The sequence below is a fragment of the Thioalkalivibrio sp. ALE12 genome, from assembly GCF_000381105.1.
GTDB lineage: Bacteria > Pseudomonadota > Gammaproteobacteria > Ectothiorhodospirales > Ectothiorhodospiraceae > Thioalkalivibrio.
In genome coordinates this window covers 488431-505799 of the sequence record NZ_KB905906.1, presented here as the reverse complement: position 1 = coordinate 505799, position 17369 = coordinate 488431, and the positions used below count along the sequence as shown (strand labels likewise).

Sequence of the window (17369 nt, the reverse complement as noted above, 5' to 3'; positions counted from 1 at the left end):
GTGCCAACGCGAGCGTGTTCATTAATCAGTGTTCCCCTGAGGGCAAAACGGAGCGCAAACTTACCACAAAGCCGTTGTTGCCCAAACCCCGGGCGCTTGCTAGAGTCGACGGCTTTCCCGCCCGCCCACTCAAGCAGGTTTCTTCTTCATGTTCAAACGCCTCCTGGGGTTGTTCTCCAACGACATCTCCATCGATCTCGGCACCGCCAACACCCTTATCTATATGCGCGGCCAGGGCATCGTCCTGAACGAACCCTCCGTGGTCGCCATTCGTCAGGACCGCGGCCCGGGCGGCCCGCGCTCCATCGAGGCCGTGGGGATCGAGGCGAAGAAGATGCTCGGCCGCACGCCGGAGCACGTGGTAACGGTGCGCCCGATGAAGGACGGCGTGATCGCCGACTTCACCACCACTGAGAAGATGCTGCAGTACTTCATCAAGAAGGTGCACGAACGCCGGATCTTCCGGCCCAGCCCGCGCGTGCTGGTCTGCGTGCCCTGCGGGGCCACCCAGGTGGAACGCCGCGCGATCCGCGAATCGGCCTTCGGCGCCGGGGCGCGCAAGGTTTACCTGTTGCAGGAACCGGTGGCCGCGGCCATTGGCGCCGGCATCCCGCTGGACGAAGCGGTCGGTTCGATGGTGCTGGACATCGGCGGCGGCACCTCCGAAGTCGCGGTGCTGTCGATGAACGGCATCGTCTACTCCGAATCCGTGCGCATCGGCGGTGACACCTTCGACGAGGCCATCATGGCCTATGTGCGCCGCAACTACGGCGTGCTGATCGGCGAGGCCACGGCCGAACGCATCAAGCACGCGGTGGGCTCCGCCTACCCGGGCAAGGAACTGCTGGAGATCGAGGTCAAGGGCCGCAACCTGGCCGAGGGCGTGCCGCGTTCCTTCACGCTGAACTCCAACGAGATCCTCGAGGCCCTGCAGGACCCGCTGTACGGCATCGTCTCCGCCGTGCGCACCGCGCTGGAGCAGACCCCGCCGGAACTGGGCGCGGACGTTGCCGAGCGCGGCATCGTGCTGACCGGCGGCTCCGCCCTGCTGCAGCAGCTGGACCGCCTGCTGATGGAGGAAACCGGCATTCCGGTGGTCATCGCCGACGACCCGCTGACCTGCGTCGCCCGCGGCGGCGGCCGCGTGCTCGAGATGCTCGACGAAAAGCGGGTCGACTTCCTGGCAATGGAATAACCCCCACTCCGGCCACGGGAGCCCTGGCTCTCCCGCGGCCGGTGACTCGGGTTACACTCCGGACCGCAACTGGTCGGCAGGATCGCGGGTACAACACCCCGCAACCCTGCCTCGTCGACGCGATCCGCAACCGGAGGTCACGCCATCAGCAAGCCGCTGTTCAGACTGGGTGTCTCGCCCACTCTGCGCCTGCTCGCGGTCATCCTGCTGGGCCTGGCGCTGATGGCGCTGGACCACCGCGTCAATGAACTGCAGTTTGTCCGCAGCACCCTGGCCACCGTGACCTATCCGCTGCAGGTCGCGGTGGACGCACCGGTCCAGGCGGTCAGCCGGGTGTTCGAGTCGTTCACCCGCCGCGAGGACCTGATCACCGAGAACCGCATCCTGCGCAGCGAGAACGCCGAACTGCGCGCCCGCCAGCTGCGTTTCGAGGCCCTGCAGCAGGAGAACGACCGCCTGCGGGCCCTGCTCAATACCGCGCAACAGGCCGAGGAACGCGTCGAGATCGCCAAGCTGCTGGCCGTGGACCTGGACCCCTTCCGCCAGCAGATCGTGCTCAACAAGGGGCGCGCGGACGACGTCTACGCGGGCCAGCCGGTCATCAATGCCGATGGCGTGATCGGTCAGGTCCTGTCCACCCGCCTGACCAGCTCCGTGGCCCTGCTAATCTCCGATCCCAGCCACGCCCTGCCGGTGCTCAGCGCGCGCACGGGCCTGCGGGGGCTGGTGGTCGGGACCGGCAACCCGCAACGCCTCGAAATGCGCCACGTCCCGCTGCAGGAAGACGTCGAACCCGGCGACCTGCTGCTGACCTCCGGGCTGGGCGGCCGTTTCCCGGCCGACTATCCAGTCGCCCGGGTCACCTCCGTCGAGCGCCCGCAGGGCCAGCCCTTTCTGAGCATCCAGGCCGAGCCACTGGCGGCGCTGGACCGTTCCCGGGAGGTCCTGCTGCTGTGGACCGAGGGAATCATGCCGGGCATCGCCCCCCTTGAACTGGATGAGGATGCGGAGGCAAGGCCGGGCGCATTCACGCCGGAACCCGAGCCGGACGACAACGCGCCGGCAACGCCATGACCCGCGCCATCGGCATCCCCTGGCCGGTGGCGCTGACCCTGCTGGCGGCCCTGGCCCTGGCCATCGTGCCAATCCCCGAGACCCTGCGCCCCGCGCGGCCGGAGTGGCTGGCACTGGTCCTGATCTACTGGGCCATGGCGTTTCCGACCCGCGTGGGCATCCTGACCGCCTTTGTCGCCGGCTTACTGCTGGATACCCTGATGGGGCAACTGCTGGGGCAGAACGCCATCGCCCTGGCGGTGATCATCTACATCGTGCTGCAGATCCATCCGCGCCTGCGGGTGTACCCGGTCTGGCAGCAGATGATGGTGGTCGCGATCCTGATCGCCCTGTACAAGCTGCTGGCCCTGTGGCCCCAGGGGATTACCGGTTTTCCACCGGACCGGATTACGTACTGGGCCCCGGTGATCACCAGCGCCCTGCTCTGGCCGCTGATCTTTTTCCTGCTGCGCGACGTGCGCCGGCGCTGGCTCCTGCACCTGACCTGAGGGAGACGCCGATTCGTGCACACACCCGCGCCCGGCTCGAAGCCGCGGGAACGGTCACGCATACTGTGCCCCGCCAACCCGAAACAAGGAGCCCTGCCATGGACACGAACAAGCAAACCGAGATCGAGGCCGCCGTATTCCGCCGCCTGCTGCAGCATCTGGACGAGCGCAAGGACGTGCAGAACATCGACTTGATGAACCTGGCCGGCTTCTGCCGCAACTGCCTGTCCAAATGGTACGTGGCCGCCGCCGAGGAACGCGGCGAGTCGATCGACTACGAAGGGGCGCGCGAGATCGTCTACGGCATGCCCTACAGCGAATGGAAGGCGCGCTACCAGCAAGAAGCGACCCCCGAGCAGAAGGCGGCATTCGAGGCCAGCCAGAAATCGCACGATGCATGATCATGGCCTGATCGAGACCCCGGAGGCCCTGCAGGGCTTTCTGGACACCATCGCCGGGACCGACTGGATCGCGCTGGACACCGAGTTCATGCGCGAGAAGACCTACTACCCGCGCCTGTGCCTGATCCAGCTGGCCACCCTCGACCAGATCGCCTGCGTCGACCCGCTACGGCTGGATATGGGCCTGCTCGAGCCCCTGCTGTTCGATGCCGGCGTGACCAAGGTCTTCCATTCGGCATCGCAGGATCTCGAGGTCCTGTATCGCGAGCTCGGGCGCGTCCCCGCCCCGGTATTCGATACCCAGATCGCCGCCAGCATGCTCGGCTACGGCGAGCAGATCGGCTATGCCAACCTGGTCAAGGCGATCCTGGACCGCGACCTCGACAAGAGCCAGACCCGCACCGACTGGTCACGCCGCCCGCTAAGCGAACAGCAGATCCACTACGCCGCGGACGACGTGCGCTTTCTGGCCACGGTATTCATGCGCCTGCTGCATGAACTGGAGAGCCACGACCGCATGCACTGGCTGCGCCCGGAGATGGAGGCGCTGAGCAACCCAGCCCTCTACGAGCCGGACCCCGAAGGTGCCTGGCAGCGCGTCTCCGGCGTCAAGCGGCTCAAGCCGCGTGAGCGCGGCGTGCTGAAGACCGTAGCGGCCTGGCGCGAACGCGCGGCACAGGTAAGCGACCGCCCGCGACGCTGGATCCTGGCCGACGACATCCTGATCGACATCGCCCGACGCACCCCAGAGGACGTGGACGCCCTGCACCAGCTGCGCGGCTTCCCCGACGGCATGAAGCCGCCGCGTCAGGAAGAACTGCTGGAGGCGATCCGCGAGGGCCAGGCCCTGCCGCGTGAGGAATGGCCACAGCTCCCGGAGAAGGCGAAGCTCACCGAGGCCGAGGAGGTCCTGGCCGACATCGGCATGGCCCTGCTGCGCGAATGCGCGCGGCGCAACCAGATCACCGCCGCCGCCATCGCCCAGCGCAAAGATGTCATCGAGCTGCTGAAAGGAGACGGCACAACCGGCCGCCTGGGCAGCGGCTGGCGCCACGAGATCGCCGGAAAGACCATCGCCCGCTGGTTTGCGGGCGATGGCGAACTGGCCTGTACGGAGGAGGGCTTGCAGATCCGCCCGTGAGCATCGAGCGGGCGGATCTGCGGGGCGGTCAGGCCGCCTTGTAGATCCCGCGACGCGGCGAGGTCAGCCGGCCCTGGCGCTTCAGGTAGGCCAGGGTCTGGCTGATGTTCTTGGTATCCAGACCGATCTTCTCGGCCTCGGCCTTGATCTCCTTGATACCCATCTCCGGCTTGTTCGCGACAATCTCGCACAGCTTCTGGCTGATCGACTCGCCTCCGGCGCGCCGCCCGCGACGCCCACCGCTGGTGCTGGCGGCTCGGCCCACACGGCCGCCCAGTTCGCGGATCTGGCGCTCCAGCTCGTTGAGCTCCTTGCGGTGGCGCGCCAGCATCTCCTTGCGCTTTTCCATCAGCTTCTCGCGCTTCTCACGGCGTTCGGCCTCCTTGCGCTCGGCCTCTTCCTTTTCCCGCTGGCGCGCGAGGGCGTACAGTTCTTCGGCCGAAAGATCGGAGGCCTTCTTGTTATCCATGCTCATGCAACACTCCCGGATTCTGAAAATCGATTCAATGACAGGTCTGGGCCACAGGGTTTCATAACCCTGACCCATTCTCTAAAACTTGGCCACGGCAGAATAATACGAACCCATGGAACGATGCCAGAAAGATTATAAGAATACGCAGGAAATACAAGCGTCCGCTCGCACTCTTTCTCCTGAAAAGAGAAAGCAGATATGTGACGAGGTGGCACGGCTGTATCATTTGATCGAAGGCACACCGGGCAAAGACCTCCCGGCCATTCGATTTGATCTGAAAGGCCGGGCAGCCGGGCAATGGCGCCTGAGCAAGAATGCGGAAACCCTGCGCTTCAATCCGGAAGCCTTCAGCCTGGAATGGGATCAGCATTTTCCCGAGACGGTGGCGCACGAGGTGGCCCACTCGCTGGTCTACCGCGCCCACGGCATACGAAGGGTTCGGCCCCATGGCCCCGAATGGAAAGGGCTGATGCGGGCGCTGGGTTTCCCCAATCCGAGTGTCACGCATGCGACGGCGCTGACCACTCGCACGATGCGCCAGTACGACTATGTATGCGGATGCGGTCCCCAGCCCCTGAGCGCCCGCCGACACTTTCTCATTAACAAGCGCGGCTATCGGTACCAATGCCGCCAATGCGGCCAGTGGCTGCGACGCTCCGGCAGGAGTTGCAGCTGATACCGCGCGCACCCACGATCAAGCACACGCATCCGGGCGCGCCGGGATCATATGAAAACCCGGCACCCCGCCGTCATCGTCCCGGGAAGGAATGTCGGTTCAGATACTCCAGTAAACGCGCCGTTGCACCCTGATTCTCTGCAATAAAAGCGGTTGCGCGCTGCCGAGTAATCTCGCGTCGGGACTCATCCTCCCCCAGCCACGCAGCCATCCGCGCGACCGCCTCCTCGGCATTCCTTGAACGCCATAGCAGATCCGCGGCCTCCATGCGTTCCACCAGAAGTTCAAAGTTGTCGACATGCGGCCCCATGACGACCGGACAATTCCACAATGCGGCCTCCAGCGGGTTGTGGCCACCAACACCGACCAGTGACCCCCCAATAAAGGCGACATCGGCCAGGCCAAAGAAACGTTTCAACTCCCCCAGCGTGTCCAGCAGCCAGAAATGCGTGGCGGCATCCGGCACACCTTCGCTGCGGCGAATGAAGCTTTGCCCGGAACGTTCCAGCAGGTCTGCCACTTCGGGAAACCGCTGCGGATGGCGTGGTGCCACGATCACCAGAAGGCGTGGATACTCGGCGCGCAGTGCGTGCAGCCCCGGCAGCAATTGGGCCTCTTCGTCGGCATGGGTACTGGCGAGAATCACCACCGGGCGCCCCTCAACCACTGGACGCAGGGACCGGACCTCCTGGCGATCGTCCTCCTCGATGTGGATGTCGAACTTGATATCGCCATTGACCGTCACGCGATCGGGCACGGCCCCAAGGGCGACGAAGCGCTCCCGGTCCAGCGCATTGCGACAGGCAATCCAGTCAAATCCGCTCATGGCCGGCGCGATCAGCCGCGGGATCCGGGCATAGCGTCGGGCCGAACGTCCGGACATCCGGGCGTTCGCCAGCACGACCGGCACCCCGGCACGCCGCGCCTCCGCCAGCATGTTCGGCCAGATCTCGGTCTCCATGACCACGATGGCGCGCGGTCGCACGGCACGCAGGAATCGGCGCTGCAGCCAGGGCAGGTCCAGTGGCAGGAACCGATGTATGACCTGACCGCCGAGCCGCTCCGCCAGCATGGCGGCACCGGTCGGCGTCGTGGTCGTAACCAGGATGCGCCGCGAACCGGCGTCCAGCAGCCGGCGAATCAGGGGTTCCGCCGCCAGCACCTCGCCCACCGATACCGCATGAATCCAGATCTCGGCCGGCTCCGGCGCGCGCGCCCAGCCCATGACCTCGCCCAGCCGGACACGCACCGAAGCCCGACGGCTGCGCAAGCCATGGCGGATCAGCAACAAGGGGGTCAGCAACGCAAGCAGCGCCGTGTAGACTACGCGGGTCATTCGCAGGGAGACTCCGATCCGTGACGGCACGGCCCGAACCATCGAGCGCGACCGAGCGCCCACCCCGCGGTCCCGCCACCTGGCCCATGTGGGCGGTCATCGGCCTGGCACGGCTGGTCATCCAGCTGCCCATCCGCTGGCAGCAGGCGCTCGGCCGCGGCATCGGGCGACTGTTCTACCGTTTCGGCCGCGAGCGCCGTGCGATCGCCCGCACCAACCTCGAACTGTGCTTTCCCGACCAGTCCGGCGAACAGCGCGAACAGTGGCTGCGCGAGCACTTCGAGGCGGCCGGCATGGGGATCCTGGAGATGGCCATGGCCTGGTGGGGACGCGACACGCAACTCAAGGGGCATTACACAATCCACGGACTGGAGCATCTGGACAAGGCGCTGGAACAGGGCAAGGGTGCCCTGCTGGTGAGCGCCCATTTCACCACACTCGAGCTTTGCGGGCGCCTGCTGGGCCTGCACCGCCGCTTTGCCGCGATGTACCGGCCCAGCGAACGCCCGCTGATCAACCACCTTTTCAAGGTGAATCGCGACCGCCACACGGCAGGCGTAATCGCACGCGACGACGTCAAGGGACTGCTACGCACCCTGCGCAACAACATGCCCGTGTGGTACGCGCCCGACCAGGCCACCAGCGGGCGCCAGACCGAACTGGTCCCGTTCTTCGGCGAACCCGCCAACACGCAAACGGCCACCCATCGCATCGCCCGGGTCAGCGGCGCCCCGGTCCTGCCCTTTTTCGGCTACCGCCGGGAAGACGGCCACTATGTCGTGACCATCCACCCCCCGGTGGAAGACTTCCCCACCGAGGACGCCTACGCCGACACCCTGCGCATCAACCACATCATCGAAGAAGCCGTGATGGACGCCCCGGGCCAGTACTTCTGGACCCACAAGCGCTTCAAGAAGCGCGCGGGCATGCCCGATCCTTACGCGGGCTGAGGCTCGCGCGCGATCAGTCTTCCAGATCCAATTCGCGGCGGATATGCGCAGCCACTTTCGGCGTGTCATTCACCGGCGCGTAGGACCACTGATCGAGCGCCCCGGTAAACGGTCGGGTCACGCCTTCCGCCTCCAGGGCAGAGTGAAAGGCCTGCAGGCGACGGCCGAGCGGCCCCAGGGCCACCGTGTATACGGGGACACCGGTCGCCGCCGCCTCCGAGACCATGGACACGGAATCGGCACTGACCACGATATGGTCGGCTGTTGCCAGCATTGCCATAAAGGGGTTCTCGCCCTGCCCGTCCCAGACAAACCCGGGAACATCCGCCAACCCCTCGACCAGTCGTCGCGTGCTGGCCGCGCCCGTCCGCCGCGAGGGCGTGACCAGCACACTTCCCCCGGAGGCTTCTGCGGCCGAACGCAGGTCACGGATCAGGGCATCCAGTCGCTCCTGCCCCAGATCACCGCGCTGCGTAGCACCCCCGATCAGCACCGCGATCCAGGGACGGGGAAACGCCGCCCAGGCGTCACCCAGCCCCCTGCGCGCAGCCTCCAGCCGCTCGGCTGTCACCCGGTGCAGGGCGCCACGCGTCGCAATCACGTTGGGGCCGGCCAACCCGTCGTGACGCGGCGGCACCACCCAATCGAAGTGGCGCGGAGAGATCTGCGGGTCCTGCACATGCACGGTCATGATGGCGCCACCACTGGCGCGCTTGAGAGCGACCGCGACCGCAGCGCTCCGCCGCCCGCAGGAGATCAGCAGGCGCGGCCAGGGTGGCGCCAGGGAATCGCTATCGGCAGTCAATCCTCGCAACACGCCGGGGGCAAAGGAGCCGCGCATCCAGCGCCAGGGCGCGCGCAGCCCCACCGTCTTGTGTTCATAGGGCAGCCCAACAGCCTCGGCCAGCCCACGGACCTGACTGGTCATCCCGGCCTCGCCGGTGGTCAGGGTCCAGCACGAGATCTCGTTCACAGCCAAGCGGCCCGCGTCCGGCTTTCGCTCAAGCGGGCACACCCCGCTGCACAGGGGTATCCGGCGAGGCCAGTTCGTGGCGATTGCGCCACTCTTCGGTGACGTAGTTGATGATCAGGGACCGGCGTACACCTTCAAGCGGGCGCCGATGATAGCCGTGCCAAGTGTTGTCGGCCGGCACAAATACCAAGGCGCTGTTATACGTACCGGGGGCGGTCTCGTAGTGCGTCTCGGCGTCCACGTAAACATCCGTGCCCCAGTTCTCGTAGCCCGGATCGGTGGACAGGTACAGCAGCATGGTGAATTTCTTCACACCCAGGTCCGTATGCGGTGCCAGCCAGAAACCCTCGGTATCCAGGCAGTGCTCGATACGCAAGTAGTTGCCGCTCACGTCCACGCCGCACACATCAAAGATCGCATCCAGCACCTGCGGACTCTCGAAGGCCGCCGCAACGCTCTCGCAGACCTCGAAGGCCTTCCGATTCTCGGCGTCGAAGAAGCGGCGGGAGCTGTTGTGCGTCTCGCGCTTGCCCTCGGTATCGCCGATCGCCGGCGCCTTGAACGGCAGTGCCTCCACCGCTCGCGCAGCCGCCTCCGGCAACACCGCCTGCGGATACCAACGCCGGTACGGGTATCCCTCCGACGATGCCCGCCGCAGCGATGCCTCGACCTGCTCTGCCACCTCTGCGACCGGGCTCATGCCTTTCCTCAAAAAATTCGGTATTAGAACTAGCGATTGTAAAGCAACGGGTACAGCAGCCAAAACTTCTGAACGTCCGAGCTGCTAGAATTCAGAGTCTTTACAAGCCGCCCACGCCGTGATGCGTGGCGCCCCGGACAAGGCGATCCATGACATCCAGACCCGACCCGAAGCCCTTCGCATTCGGCAACCATCGGCCCGAAAAGCGGGCGCTTCCATTCCTCTGGATCGTTCGCATCGGACTCGCTCGCGGCGAACTTTCGCGCGGGTTGCGCAGGTTGTGGATGCGCTGGTTCGACCACGTGGTAGATGTCGAGGCGAGGGGGATTCGCTATCGCCTGAACATCGGGGACAACGTTACCGATGCCAAGATCCTCCTGTCTTCCAAAAAATACGATCAGACCGAACTCGAGCATCTTGCGCGCGCATGTTCGGGGGGCACATTCGTCGATATAGGTGCCAACACGGGTTACTACAGCCTGCAGGTTGCTGCTTCCGGGGCACGGCAGGTCCTTGCAATCGAGCCCAACCCGCCCACCTTCGAGCGCCTGGCATTCAACATCAACTGCAATCCATTCGCGAAGACAGTTCGCGCCCTCAAACTTGCCATTGGGCCCAAGGGGCGTGCAGCCCTGCATCAGACGCAAACGCTCGGATCGGCCTCATTGATAAAGATGGATCCCCACGAAACGGGCGCGACCGAGGTCGAATCCAGCCCACTCCTCGATGTCCTCGGAGCCGAAGGCATCACCCAGATCGACGGGTTGAAGATCGACATCGAAGGATACGAATACCAGGCGCTCGAGCCCTTCTTCAGGGACGCGCCCCGCTCGCTGTACCCGCGCTGCATGGTCGTGGAAAAGTGCCACGAGCATACCTGGGAGCAGGACGTCATCGACCTTCTCCGGGCCCACGGCTACACGGTCACTGCACAGACGCGCTCCAACGCGATCCTGCACCGAGAAGAATCCAGCCCCACCAATGACTGACCCCAGGGCACGCCAGCACAGCAAATGATGCGTTCAATCCTGCAAGTAGTTCCGGCCCTTGAATCAGGAGGTGTCGAGCGCGGCACCCTGGAGATCGCCCGGGCAATCCACGCCGCTGGTCATCGGTCCATAGTGATGTCTGGGGGTGGACGACTTGTAACATCGCTGGAATCACAGGGAAGCGAACACATTACATGGCCCGTTGGCAGAAAATCGCTACGATCCCTCCGCCTCGTGCGGCCATTACGCAACTTCATACGCGCGCAACGCATTGATCTGATTCATGCTCGTTCCCGCGTTCCCGCCTGGATTGTCTGGCGAGCATTACAGGGGATGCGGCCTGATGAACGCCCCGCGTTTGTTACAACCTTCCATGGATTTTACAGCCCAGGACGCTACAGCTCGGTCATGACGCGAGGGGACGGCGTAATAGCAGTCTCCAACAGCATCTCGGAATACATCCGCAACAATTATCCGGCCTGCCCGCCGGAATGCGTTCACGTAATCCATCGTGGGGTCGACCCAACGGAATTCCCCCATGGTTATACACCTACAGACGATTGGAAGAATACATTTCTTCAGTCGCTTCCAGCGAACGCCAGAAACCAGGCATTAATCACCCTTCCCGGGCGCATCACTCGATGGAAAGGGCAACTGGATTTCATAGACGTGATGGACGGGCTCATACGAGAGGGCCATCCCGTACATGGCATCCTCGTTGGCGGGACCGAAGCACGCCGGCGGCGCTACGAACTAGAGATCCGTAGAGAAATATCGGAAAGGCAGCTTGATAGCCATATTACATGGCTGGGGCAACGCTCAGATTTGCGCGAAATCATGTCCGTTTCATTCGCCGTACTATCCCTCTCCCGAGACCCTGAAGCCTTCGGCCGGGTCTCCCTTGAAGCGTTGTCCCTCGGCCGGCCCGTCGCTGCCTATGCTCACGGAGGTGTTGGTGAGCAGATGTCAGCCCTGTTCCCGCAGGGCAGCGTCCCACCCCGCCATCCCAAAGAAGCTGTTCGCATACTGTCCGGCTGGCTGACGAATGCTCCGCCACCAACCCCGGCCCCACTAACCCGCTTCACCCTGCAGCAGATGCAACAGGAAACTCTCGGCGTGTACGCCAGCTTGCTGGCTCCAGAATAACACCGGCCGGGCGCCCACACCCGGATGAAACAGCACATCAAGAGGGCCGCCCCCGAACAACTTCCCGATGGTTTCCGTGTATTAGCGGCGCCAGGGCAAGTGCTAACACAAGCCAGAGAACCGCCGCGGTATACGAGCTATAGACTGTCCAATGGACATTCACTGGATTGAGAGCGGAAAAAATGGCTACCCCCGCAGTCACCAGCAGCGGAACATTCACCTCGGTGGCTCTAGCGTTACGCCACAACGCGAGGAGAACGCCGAGCAAGGCCGTCAAATAGGCAACAAGCCCAACCAAACCCGTGGAAACCCATACATCTAGAAAATACAGATGGACGTGCGAGAAGGGCATATCGGCATACCCCCTCTCTTTCGCAACTGGCTCCACGCCACGCACCCCCACCCCAAGTAGCGGCTCATCTTTGACCACCCGCCAGGAAGCCAGCCAGATGGTGCCCCGCTGAGCGGTCGCCGCATCCAGTCCCTCAACGCTCAGATCCGCCATGCCGGAGATCACGCCCAGACGATCACGGGTTTCGGGAGAAGCCCAAAGGGCGGCTGCCACACCTAGGGCCAGAGCCGCTAGCAACGCGAAAATCGTGCGCACTCGCAGGCGATAAAACCAGACCAGAAAAACTCCGTACGCAGACAGCGTAATAACCGCCGCCAACATGCTTGCGCGCGACCCCGAAAGCAGGATGGCGATCACGACCACCAGAGGCAGAAACGCTGCGAGCCGGTTGGACGAGGACAGCCGTCGAGACGCCTCCAGAACAAATGGCAGGAGATGTGCCAGCACAATCCCCAAGCGCATATTCGGATGGAACAGACCGTCAATGCGACGACCGTCGTATGGGTAGCCGAAGATGTTACTGCCTGAAAGGAATTGAAGAATCCCATCCAGGGACCAGAAAACCGCAAGTGCCAGCACTGCGTACAGAAGCGTGTTCGTCAAGTCGCAGCGGCGAGCCACCCAAAGGAGCGGGATGATGGAAATTGCAAAGAGGGGGTAAGTCATTGCGGTGCGCATAGCGCGATCAAAATCAACCGCAACAGTCAAAGCGAGTAACTGAGGTACCCAAAGAGCCAGCAAAAGCACCAGCGCCCATCGGACCCATCGATCCCGCCATAGCGCCCCAAGGTGCGTAACAAGCAGCCCCATGCCCGCAAGAGCAAGGATGGCCAGAGGAACAAATACCCCGGTACCAAACGGCAAAAGGAAAAATGCCAGCGCCACAAGTCCAACCACAGACACGAGGCGCCAGTCGCGCTGCCCAACTACTCCGTCCATACCCCGCGCATCCTTAGTCCAATCTGCAGGCAGCGACACACCATACCGGAAGATCCCCCATCCATCCTCTTGAAGGGCCTGACACCTAGCGGTCTTTAGGCGACAATTCGTGGCTGGACCTCACGAGCGGCAACAGCATAATCACTCGTCCCACAAGGATTTCCAATCCATGGAACAGAAAAGCCGAAGCCCCGATCCCTCCGCATCGCGCCCCAGACAGGTGCTCTGCATGAAATGGGGGACTATGTACGGCCCTGAATACGTAAACCGGCTGTATGCGAGTGTGCGTCGACAGGTGAGCGGCCCTCTGCGTTTCGTTTGCCTTACAGACGATTCGGAGGGCATACGCGAAGAGATCGAGACGCACCCGTGCCCCGAGATCGAAATTCCGGAACCATGGCGCAATACGACGTGGCGAAAAATGGCGCTTTACCTCGAGCCCGCGTCGCTCTCAGGTCTGGAAGGGGAGTGGTTATTCCTCGATCTGGATGTCGTTGTGACCGGGAGGCTCGACCCGTTGTTCGACTACGAAGCTGATCACCCGTTCGTGGTCATGCAAAACTGGACCCAGCGCGGCAAGGGCATCGGAAACACCTCGGTTTTTCGGTTCCGGATGAACACCCACGGCTATTTGCTCGAGAGGCTTCTTGACGACTTTCCACACTATCTCGAGCGTTACCGTAACGAGCAGACCTTCATCAGCCGCGAGATCGACTCGCTGCAGTTCTGGCCGGATGCCTGGTGTGTCCTGTTCAAGGTGCATTGCGTACCGGCCTGGCCCATGCGCCTTTGGCGCACGCCCGCGATCCCCGAAGGCGCAAGGGTGGTTGCATTCCCCGGTTCGCCGAACCCACCGGACGCGCTCCAGGGCAAGTGGCCAGAAAAGCGCTGGAGAAAAAGGCTCTACAAGAAGATTCGACCAGCCAGCTGGATCGACACCTACTGGACCCGGTCAGAAGAGCTCCTGGCCCAAGAATCCAGGGAATCGACTGAAGACTGACCACTAACCAAGGTGCGGCCCGGGTTTACGGCGCGCTTTTAGGCGAGGTCAATCGCCCGCCCTCATTCCAGCAGCCAGGCGACTGGATCAACCTGCCTGGGCGGCGCTTCGCCCGCGCGCTCGATAAATAGCCTGGACCAGATCGCGAACTGCACGAGCGCAGCCAGAGGCTCAACCAGTCGTCTGTCGAGCGGCCCCGGGACTTTCAGGCTGGATGCCAGGGCCTCGGGATCCAGTAGCGGCTGCAGAGCGACTGACCGGGTCAGGGCCTGCAGTAGCTGCTTACGATCCAGGGACTGCACCCAATCCACGACGGGCACCGAGAACCCCCGCTTGCGCCCCATCGAGTTCACGCCCGCGTGTGCCTGTAGCCAGGCACGGGGCACCTGCTTGCCGATACGCCCCTGAATCTTCATAGAGGCCGGCAGGGACAAACCGAACAAGACCAGCTCGTGGTCCAGGAAAGGTACGCGGCCCTCTACACCCTGCGCCATCAACATCCGGTCGGCCTTGGTAAGCAGATCGTCGGCCAGCCACGTCTGCATATCGGTGAGCTGCCGCTTTTGCAGGTCACCCAGGCCCTGTGTCTCCCGCCACGCTTGCTTAAAAGGTGCTCGCCAGGATTTGTTCATCCGCCGCCCCCAGCCCTGCCTCAGCAAGGCCGCTGGCAACGCCTTGTCAAATCGCCCGCGTGTGCGAAAGCCGCCGCTTCCCGGGGCGCGAAGCGAATACAGCCAGCGCTGCAAGCGCGGCATCCGGTAGCGCCCATAGCCTGCGAAGACTTCATCCCCGCCTTCTCCGGTCAGCACAACCTTGTGTGACGACGAAGCCGCTTCGGCCGCCAGAAGCAAGGTCGGCAGGGAGGCGAAATCGCCCATCAGCTCGTCCGCCGCCCAGGTCGCGTACACCAGATGGTCGAACAGGGCGATCGGGTTCGCACGGACCAGCTTCAGCTCGATGCCGCAGGTCTGCGCGATTTCCATCGCGGCGACCGCCTCATCCTGTACCGACTGGGTCTCGAACCCCATGCTCCAGGCCTTCGGCCGACCGGCCTGAGCGGGCTGCCGCGCTAGCTGCATCGCCAGGATACTGGAATCGACACCCCCTGACAGAAACAGACCGACGGGAACGTCTGCACGCAAGTGCTCGGTCACAGCACGATGCATCAACTGGTCAAAGCACTCGACGGCATCGGTGAGTTGTCCGGTGAATGCAGACTGGAGAGCAACCTCGTCCGCCAGGCGCCACCAGGCCGAGAGCGCAACCTTCCCGTGGGAATCGACAGTCAGGCGCCCACCCGGGGGGACGCGCTTGATCCTGCGGAATGCGGTCTGGTCCCCACTTGCGAAGTTGACCTGAAGAAACCGCCCAACCGCGGGATCCTCGACTTCCGGAGCGCGCCCCAGCAGCGGCAAGAGGGCTTTCGTTTCCGAAGCAAACGCGATGCCGCCCGGCACCTCCATGTAGTACAAAGGCTTGATACCGAAACGATCCCTCACCAGCGTCAGACAGCGGGCCGTCTGATCAAACAACGCCAGCGCAAACATGCCTTTCAGGTGAGTGGCGAAGCCCTCCGGGTCTCGCTCGGCCAGCGGCAGAATCACCTCACAATCGGACTGGGTGGAAAACCTTACCCCTTCGGAACACAGAGACCGGCGTAGCTCCGGGTGGTTGTAGACCTCGCCATTGGCCACCAGGATGCGCTCGCGGCTCTGGCTGAACAGCGGCTGCCTGCCCTGTTCCAGATCGATGATCGACAAGCGCGCATGCAACAGCGCGACATCCTTGTCGACAAAGTGGCCCTGCCCGTCGGGGCCTCGGTGCGCCAATGCCTGCAACATCGGCATGACAGCAGGCAACGAGACCGGACGACCTGGCGTATACACCCCGGCGATGCCACACATTCAGCGAAATTTCTCCAATAGCTTCTGATACAGGCCCCGATAGGCCTGCACAACGGCCCGTTCGCTAAAGCGCGTATCCAGCGTACGCAGGCCCTGCGCGATCAGCCCCTCACGCTGCGCAGGCGCAGCCTGCAAGAGGGTCTGCATTTGCGCGGTCATCTGCTCGGGATCGTCGATATCGCACAGCAGGCCAGAAACCCCGTCCTCGATGAGCTCCAGCGCACCATGGGTCCGGGTTGAGACGACCGGACAACGATGTGCCCAGGCCTCCAGCAGAACATTCCCCAGCGGCTCATGCCGCGAGGGGCACACCAAAAGATCCGCCAGATAAAAATAGGGGCTCGGATTTTGTTGCCAGCCCAGCCAATGGATCCGGCTGGCCGCCCCGGAATCTCTGGCCTGGGTCTGCAGTTCGGTCCTCAATGGCCCATCGCCCGCCAGCAACAGGTGAACCGGCCGCCCAGCCGCGGCGGACGGGAGACGTTCGATGGCACGAATGAGCGTATCGAAGCCCTTGTTTTCGTGCAGGCGACCAAGAGAAAACACAATCAGCGCATCAGCCGGAATACCCAGCTCGCGCCGCAACGCCAGCGACTGGGACTCACTGATCGGGGGAGGCATGGTCACGAAATTGCCAATGCAAGAGACCCGTGACGCCGGGATACCTGACTCGACCAGAAAATCACAGATCGCCCGGGTATTCCCGACGAGCGCGTGGGCATGACGGTATCGGTTCGGCTCGTAAAATCCGCCAAGCCGGGCCACATGCACGGGGAGCCGAGAAGGTTTCAGGCGCACGGACCGGGTCGCACGCCCCATCCAGGTCTGCACGACATCCGGCCGGGAACGCCGAATCAGACGCGCCAGGGCCAGGCGGGAAAAGGGGTCGTAGACGCTGCGCATGGCGCTGGTCTCGGCCGGAGGCGTCAAGCTCGCATTCAACGCACTGGCCGGGGGCGTGACCGCAACAGAAGACAGACCTGGGGCGCGATTGAAGGCATCATGCAAACGGATGAAAAACCCTTCCGCGCCGCCCAGCTTCTTACTGCCAATGATTTGCAGTGTGCGGATTTCCTGCATCGCCACGCAGCCTCATGCCGGTAGTGCCGCCATCCGAATGCCTCACGGAAACGAGCACCAGAAAATCTTACCTTTTGGTGTGCGAGCGCCAGACCGAAAAAATCACGGCAGCTACATCCATACCCTCGGGAGCGAGACAAACCCGGAGGGAGTGGAACAGTCACCAACGCTGGACAGGGGCAGACTCGTGATACGCACGCACCAACTGCGGCGCATTGCGCCGGCCCCAATCAGAACAGGACCCCACAGGCCGGCACCGGAGAATGAGCGCCTGAAATCTACTACGCACCAAACGGTACGCAACCGGCAACCGGTGGCTCAATCGTCCTTCAGGATGAACTGGGTGCCGCAGTAGGGGCACTGGAAGCGGCCGTCAGGAGTCTCGTCGATCGGGAGGAAGACACGCGGGTGCGAGGCCCACAGGGCCATCTTGGGCGTGGGGCAGTGCAGCGGCAGGTCCTTGCGCGTGACCGTGATCTCGGTCTGCGCGTTCGGTGTCTGGTACTGGTCCTGATGGTGGGCGGTATCGGGATTCACCATGATTCTTCTCGCT

General features: G+C 63.6%; 18 protein-coding genes. 10 read left to right on the top strand and 8 right to left on the bottom strand.

Features of this window, described 5'->3' with window-relative positions:
* Positions 1-148: 148 nt before the first annotated feature.
* From F614_RS0105705 to rnd, 5 genes are all read left to right on the top strand, one after another.
* The gene (locus tag F614_RS0105705) at positions 149-1195 is read left to right on the top strand and encodes a rod shape-determining protein (protein ID WP_018865861.1); all 1047 of its coding nucleotides are present in this window, start codon (positions 149-151) and stop codon (positions 1193-1195) included.
* Positions 1196-1417: 222 nt separating this feature from the next.
* Positions 1418-2269: a rod shape-determining protein MreC gene (gene mreC, locus F614_RS0105700; protein ID WP_019558445.1), complete on the top strand. Its 852-nt coding sequence runs from the start codon at positions 1418-1420 to the stop codon at positions 2267-2269.
* Entirely contained in the window at positions 2266-2757 is a 492-nt protein-coding gene (gene mreD / locus F614_RS0105695; RefSeq protein ID WP_018865863.1) for a rod shape-determining protein MreD, read from the top strand. Before mreC ends, mreD begins: the two co-directional genes overlap by 4 nt.
* Before the next feature lie 98 nt (positions 2758-2855).
* Positions 2856-3158 carry a DUF1244 domain-containing protein gene (locus tag F614_RS0105690; protein ID WP_018865864.1) on the top strand — a complete coding sequence of 101 codons (303 nt, stop codon included), beginning with the start codon at positions 2856-2858 and terminating at the stop codon, positions 3156-3158.
* Positions 3151-4299: a ribonuclease D gene (gene rnd / locus F614_RS0105685; RefSeq protein ID WP_019558444.1), complete on the top strand. Its 1149-nt coding sequence runs from the start codon at positions 3151-3153 to the stop codon at positions 4297-4299. The genes F614_RS0105690 and rnd overlap by 8 nt, the downstream gene beginning before the upstream one ends.
* A 28-nt stretch (positions 4300-4327) precedes the next feature.
* Here rnd and F614_RS0105680 read toward each other — a convergent pair whose 3' ends face one another.
* Positions 4328-4774 (bottom strand): hypothetical protein, encoded by a 447-nt coding sequence (locus tag F614_RS0105680; RefSeq protein WP_018865866.1) that lies wholly within the window; start codon positions 4772-4774, stop codon positions 4328-4330.
* A gap of 109 nt (positions 4775-4883) precedes the next feature.
* Here F614_RS0105680 and F614_RS14360 point away from each other — a divergent pair, with 109 nt between their 5' ends.
* On the top strand, positions 4884-5447 hold the full coding sequence (locus tag F614_RS14360) for a SprT-like domain-containing protein (RefSeq protein ID WP_231366510.1): 564 nt from the start codon (positions 4884-4886) through the stop codon (positions 5445-5447).
* Positions 5448-5520: 73 nt separating this feature from the next.
* On the opposite strand, the gene F614_RS0105675 is transcribed toward F614_RS14360, so the two are convergent.
* A complete protein-coding gene (locus tag F614_RS0105675) occupies positions 5521-6783 on the bottom strand; it encodes a 3-deoxy-D-manno-octulosonic acid transferase (protein ID WP_018881677.1) in 1263 nt (420 codons plus the stop codon).
* 20 nt (positions 6784-6803) lie between these two features.
* On the opposite strand from F614_RS0105675, the gene lpxL reads away from it, so the two are divergent.
* On the top strand, positions 6804-7733 hold the full coding sequence (lpxL, locus tag F614_RS0105670) for an LpxL/LpxP family Kdo(2)-lipid IV(A) lauroyl/palmitoleoyl acyltransferase (RefSeq protein ID WP_255349507.1): 930 nt from the start codon (positions 6804-6806) through the stop codon (positions 7731-7733).
* A 13-nt stretch (positions 7734-7746) separates the two neighbouring features.
* On the opposite strand, the gene F614_RS0105665 is transcribed toward lpxL, so the two are convergent.
* Positions 7747-8706, bottom strand: coding sequence for a mitochondrial fission ELM1 family protein (locus F614_RS0105665; RefSeq protein ID WP_019558442.1), 960 nt, complete (start codon positions 8704-8706; stop codon positions 7747-7749).
* Positions 8707-8734: 28 nt separating this feature from the next.
* Positions 8735-9406 carry a 2OG-Fe(II) oxygenase gene (locus tag F614_RS0105660; RefSeq protein WP_019558441.1) on the bottom strand — a complete coding sequence of 224 codons (672 nt, stop codon included), beginning with the start codon at positions 9404-9406 and terminating at the stop codon, positions 8735-8737.
* Between the two features lie 149 nt (positions 9407-9555).
* Between F614_RS0105660 and F614_RS0105655 the strand changes: the two genes are divergently transcribed.
* Entirely contained in the window at positions 9556-10395 is an 840-nt protein-coding gene (locus tag F614_RS0105655; RefSeq protein ID WP_018880843.1) for an FkbM family methyltransferase, read from the top strand.
* Between the two features lie 27 nt (positions 10396-10422).
* Positions 10423-11541 (top strand): glycosyltransferase family 4 protein, encoded by a 1119-nt coding sequence (locus F614_RS14355; RefSeq protein WP_081619358.1) that lies wholly within the window; start codon positions 10423-10425, stop codon positions 11539-11541.
* Between the two features lie 37 nt (positions 11542-11578).
* Here the strand turns inward: F614_RS14355 and F614_RS0105645 are convergent, their stop codons facing one another.
* Entirely contained in the window at positions 11579-12832 is a 1254-nt protein-coding gene (locus F614_RS0105645) for an O-antigen ligase (protein WP_018880845.1), read from the bottom strand.
* Positions 12833-13001: 169 nt separating this feature from the next.
* Here F614_RS0105645 and F614_RS0105640 point away from each other — a divergent pair, with 169 nt between their 5' ends.
* Positions 13002-13832: a hypothetical protein gene (locus F614_RS0105640; protein ID WP_231373768.1), complete on the top strand. Its 831-nt coding sequence runs from the start codon at positions 13002-13004 to the stop codon at positions 13830-13832.
* A gap of 62 nt (positions 13833-13894) precedes the next feature.
* Here F614_RS0105640 and asnB read toward each other — a convergent pair whose 3' ends face one another.
* From asnB to F614_RS0105625, 3 genes are all read right to left on the bottom strand, one after another.
* Positions 13895-15736: an asparagine synthase (glutamine-hydrolyzing) gene (asnB, locus tag F614_RS0105635; protein WP_019558440.1), complete on the bottom strand. Its 1842-nt coding sequence runs from the start codon at positions 15734-15736 to the stop codon at positions 13895-13897.
* Positions 15737-16816, bottom strand: coding sequence for a glycosyltransferase (locus F614_RS0105630; RefSeq protein ID WP_018880848.1), 1080 nt, complete (start codon positions 16814-16816; stop codon positions 15737-15739).
* A 318-nt stretch (positions 16817-17134) separates the two neighbouring features.
* Positions 17135-17356, bottom strand: a complete 222-nt coding sequence (locus F614_RS0105625) for a zinc-finger domain-containing protein (RefSeq protein ID WP_018876015.1) — start codon at positions 17354-17356, stop codon at positions 17135-17137.
* Positions 17357-17369 lie beyond the last annotated feature (13 nt).

Bases quoted from the DNA above. Each gene is read 5' to 3' on its own strand.
- F614_RS0105645 (WP_018880845.1), bottom strand. From the start codon at position 12,832: ATGGACGGAGTAGTTGGGCAGCGCGACTGGCGCCTCGTGTCTGTGGTT.
- mreC (WP_019558445.1), top strand. From the start codon at position 1,418: ATGGCGCTGGACCACCGCGTCAATGAACTGCAGTTTGTCCGCAGCACC.
- asnB (WP_019558440.1), bottom strand. From the start codon at position 15,736: ATGTGTGGCATCGCCGGGGTGTATACGCCAGGTCGTCCGGTCTCGTTG.
- F614_RS0105640 (WP_231373768.1), top strand. From the start codon at position 13,002: ATGGAACAGAAAAGCCGAAGCCCCGATCCCTCCGCATCGCGCCCCAGA.
- mreD (WP_018865863.1), top strand. From the start codon at position 2,266: ATGACCCGCGCCATCGGCATCCCCTGGCCGGTGGCGCTGACCCTGCTG.
- F614_RS0105660 (WP_019558441.1), bottom strand. From the start codon at position 9,406: ATGAGCCCGGTCGCAGAGGTGGCAGAGCAGGTCGAGGCATCGCTGCGG.
- F614_RS0105630 (WP_018880848.1), bottom strand. From the start codon at position 16,816: ATGCAGGAAATCCGCACACTGCAAATCATTGGCAGTAAGAAGCTGGGC.
- F614_RS14355 (WP_081619358.1), top strand. From the start codon at position 10,423: ATGCGTTCAATCCTGCAAGTAGTTCCGGCCCTTGAATCAGGAGGTGTC.
- F614_RS14360 (WP_231366510.1), top strand. From the start codon at position 4,884: ATGGAACGATGCCAGAAAGATTATAAGAATACGCAGGAAATACAAGCG.
- F614_RS0105705 (WP_018865861.1), top strand. From the start codon at position 149: ATGTTCAAACGCCTCCTGGGGTTGTTCTCCAACGACATCTCCATCGAT.
- F614_RS0105625 (WP_018876015.1), bottom strand. From the start codon at position 17,356: ATGGTGAATCCCGATACCGCCCACCATCAGGACCAGTACCAGACACCG.
- F614_RS0105655 (WP_018880843.1), top strand. From the start codon at position 9,556: ATGACATCCAGACCCGACCCGAAGCCCTTCGCATTCGGCAACCATCGG.
- rnd (WP_019558444.1), top strand. From the start codon at position 3,151: ATGCATGATCATGGCCTGATCGAGACCCCGGAGGCCCTGCAGGGCTTT.
- F614_RS0105680 (WP_018865866.1), bottom strand. From the start codon at position 4,774: ATGAGCATGGATAACAAGAAGGCCTCCGATCTTTCGGCCGAAGAACTG.
- F614_RS0105675 (WP_018881677.1), bottom strand. From the start codon at position 6,783: ATGACCCGCGTAGTCTACACGGCGCTGCTTGCGTTGCTGACCCCCTTG.
- F614_RS0105690 (WP_018865864.1), top strand. From the start codon at position 2,856: ATGGACACGAACAAGCAAACCGAGATCGAGGCCGCCGTATTCCGCCGC.